At 60.1% G+C, this 681-nt stretch carries 1 pseudogene; it reads left to right on the top strand.

The annotated features are described in order from the left end of the window. A pseudogene (locus tag D6C13_RS25345) lies at positions 1 to 681 on the top strand (type IV secretion protein Rhs); the annotation flags it as partial.

Below are 681 nucleotides of genomic sequence, written 5' to 3'. Positions count from 1 at the left end.
GGAGAAACGTACCGGTTTAACTGGGGAACAAACGATCGCCTGACGGAAGAAATCGGGCTGGATGATGTGATCACCCGCTACGACTATGACGAGTGTAACCGTACCACCCGCCGCATTTTTGCTGCGAACAGCGGGCATGCGCTGACGCACCAGTTCACCCGCGACCTCAGCGGTCAGTTGATAGCAAAGCAAACGCCCGACGGCGTGACAGCGTATCAATACAGCCCTGCCGGTCACCTGACGGAGGCGGTATTTACTCCGCAAAATGATGGCATTGCGCAGCAGCTGCGGCTCGATTATGACCTTGCCGGGCAACTGACTGCAGAGGACGGCATCAACGGTGCCGTGGGCTATCAGTACGATGCCCTTGGCAATCGCACGTCGGTGACGTTACCGGACGGACGCTCCCTGCGGACGCTCTATTATGGCAGCGGACACGCGCTTCAGATAATGCTGGACTCCCGGCTTATCACCGAATTCAGCCGCGATGCCCTGCACCGGGAAACCGGCCGGACACAAGGTGCGCTGCATTCAGGCCTGCGGTACGACCGCTATGGCCGCGTCACTGAGCGCTGGACGGGCCAATCCCCTCACTCTGCACTGGCGCAGACGAAAGAGAGCTGGCACTACGATCTGCGGGATAACCTCACCTCGGTGCATCAGAGCACCCCCCTGTTCCGG

Source organism: Rahnella woolbedingensis, from assembly GCF_003602095.1.
Taxonomy (GTDB): Bacteria; Pseudomonadota; Gammaproteobacteria; order Enterobacterales; family Enterobacteriaceae; genus Rahnella; species Rahnella woolbedingensis.
Note: the sequence above shows the minus strand (reverse complement) of the source record. Positions and strands in the feature narration are given on the sequence as shown.